Source organism: Caballeronia sp. INML2 (assembly GCF_023631365.1).
Taxonomy (GTDB): domain Bacteria; phylum Pseudomonadota; class Gammaproteobacteria; order Burkholderiales; family Burkholderiaceae; genus Caballeronia; species Caballeronia turbans.
Map to the genome: position 1 here is coordinate 1 of NZ_JALQDH010000164.1, position 2229 is coordinate 2229.

A 2229-nucleotide genomic window follows, 5' to 3' on the forward strand; every position below is an offset into this window, starting at 1 on the left:
CGATGCGACATTCTCGGCACAGATTCCCGATGGACTGCAAAAAGTCGCGTTCGCAGCGCAGCTTCCGCGCGCGTCGCCCGCGGCTCGTCAGTCGTCCGCGAAGAAGGGAGCCAAATGATGAAAACAGGATCGTGGGACCGTGCCCTTACGGCATTGATCGCCGCAGTATTCGCGCTGGGGCTGATCGACCAGGCGGATGCACGAGGCGAGAGAGGTGGTGGCGCCCGTGGCAGTGGCGGTGGCGGCGAAGGAGGCTATTCGCGTGGCGGGGCAGCGTCGGCTGGAGGGCTTTCTTCTGGCGGCACAACCGCTGCGCAAGGCGGTTCACGATCTAGCGGCGGCCAGCAGGGAACGACCCAGCAGAGGCAAGCCTCACGCCAAGGCAACGCAACTTCAACTTCAAGTGCGAATCAGAGTGCGCGCCAGAGTTCGGCGAGCGCCATGCAGGCAACCTCCGGTCAAAACCAGGCGAACCGACAGCAAAGCACGAGCGAGAACCAGGCCCAGCGCCAGGCTACGTCGAGCCAGAACCAGAGCGCACGACAGAACTCGGCGGCTCAAACGACCAGCCAAAACCAGACTACGCGTCAATCCACCGCGAAGGAGATGCAGAACACGCGTGCTACGAACGTGACCAACGTGCAGAACAACTACTCGGGCGGTTGCAACGACTGCAACTCGGACTGGGACGGCGGTTCTGCGGCGGCCGGATTTGTGGCCGGGGCAATGGTGGTCGGAGCGGCCGCTGCCGCAACCACGCCGCCACCCGCAACCGCCACGGTCGTTGCTGCGCCTGCGCCTGTCGCGCCGCCGTGCAACGTTGCTCCCATCGCCGTTCAGGACGTGCCGTATTATAAGTGTGGCGCGGCTTGGTACGCGACGGGATATGGGAGCGGCGGCGTGGTGTACACGCAAGTTCCGCCACCGCCCGGATACTGATCGCAGTCGCCTCCCGACTCGGCCTGCGGTTGACCGTTAGCTGGGGCGGAGCCAACGCTCGAATGTCAGCATGAAAGCATGGACCGACGTCGGTTCCTGGCCGAACCCGTTAACGCGTCGAACCAATGAAGTCGCTCCTTATCGATCCGCCGCCATCGGGCAGTGTCGACCCCTATGCTCAGGACGCAACTATGCGCAGATGGTCATCGTAGGCGTCGCCAGACCCTTGAGGCGTCCGGTCGGGGCTGGCGAAGCCTGCACATAGTTACAGGGTCTGCAGGAAGCGGATCAACGAGTCCGGCGCTTGATAGCGGCGAATCCTGGCATCGGGCGCCTCAAGCCGACCGAGCGCTTTCTCCTTCATCGCGAGGTCAGCTTCGACGTAGCGATGGGTTGTCGTCGGGCTCTCGTGACCGAGCCACAAAGCGATCACGTTGAACGGAACGCCCGCTTGCAACAGGTGCATCGCAGTCGTATGCCTTACGATGTGCGGTGAAACGTGCTTCTTGAGGAGGCTGGGTTGCTCAACGCTCGCTCGGCTCACGGCAAGATCCAGGCGCTGCGCGACGTTGGATCGTGACATAGCCTGCCCATCCCGGTTGGGCAGCAAGGCGGTTTCGCCGCGCAGCGTTGGATTCAAGCGCAACCAGCTACGGATCTCGGCGACGGTGGCGTCCCACAGGGGGATCGATCGCAGCCTGCGCCCCTTGCCGTGCAGGTGCACGCACGCTCCGCCATCGAGGACCACATCGACGACACGTACGCCAATGATTTCGGAGACACGCGCCCCCGTGTTGTAGAGCATCGTCAGCAGCAGATGATCGCGGCGAGACGACCAGTTCTCACCCTTCTGGCCGAGTACGGCTACCATCTCTGCACGCGTGAGGTAGTTCAGCATCGGCCGCTCGAAGCGTTTCATCGGCACCGCCAGTGCGCGCTCGGTATCGTGAAGTGAGGCCACGTCACGGCGAGCGGCAAACTTCAGGAACGCGCGCAGTGCAGTGAGCCTCAGATTGCGGCTTCGAACCGAGTTCTTCCGATCCTGCTCCAGATGATCAAGGAAGGCCAGAATCAGATCGGGTTGCAAGTCGGCCAGCCGCATCGTGGTCGGCGCCTTGTTGAGCTGGCGACTGGCGAAGTCCAGAAACAGCAGCAAGGCATCGCGGTAACAGGAGCTATCGTTGAAACTGGTGTACGCGGCGTAGGGAAGACGCGGAAGAAGGCGGTGGCGATTGAAGGAGAATGTTGCTTCTCACGGTAACACTTCCACAATCGAACTCCACCACCATG

The 2229-nt window shown here is 62.6% G+C and carries 2 protein-coding genes; one reads left to right on the top strand and one right to left on the bottom strand.

The window, feature by feature from the left end; all coding sequences use genetic code 11:
- Nucleotides 1-441 precede the first annotated feature (441 nt).
- Nucleotides 442-939, top strand: coding sequence for a hypothetical protein (locus tag NCT32_RS36690; RefSeq protein ID WP_250491527.1), 498 nt, complete (start codon nucleotides 442-444; stop codon nucleotides 937-939).
- 265 nt (nucleotides 940-1204) lie between these two features.
- Here NCT32_RS36690 and NCT32_RS36695 read toward each other — a convergent pair whose 3' ends face one another.
- Nucleotides 1205-2095, bottom strand: a complete 891-nt coding sequence (locus tag NCT32_RS36695) for a tyrosine-type recombinase/integrase (protein ID WP_250491528.1) — start codon at nucleotides 2093-2095, stop codon at nucleotides 1205-1207.
- Nucleotides 2096-2229 lie beyond the last annotated feature (134 nt).

Excerpts from the sequence above, each read along its gene's own strand:
- NCT32_RS36690 (WP_250491527.1), top strand. The coding sequence starts at position 442 with ATGCAGGCAACCTCCGGTCAAAACCAGGCGAACCGACAGCAAAGCACG.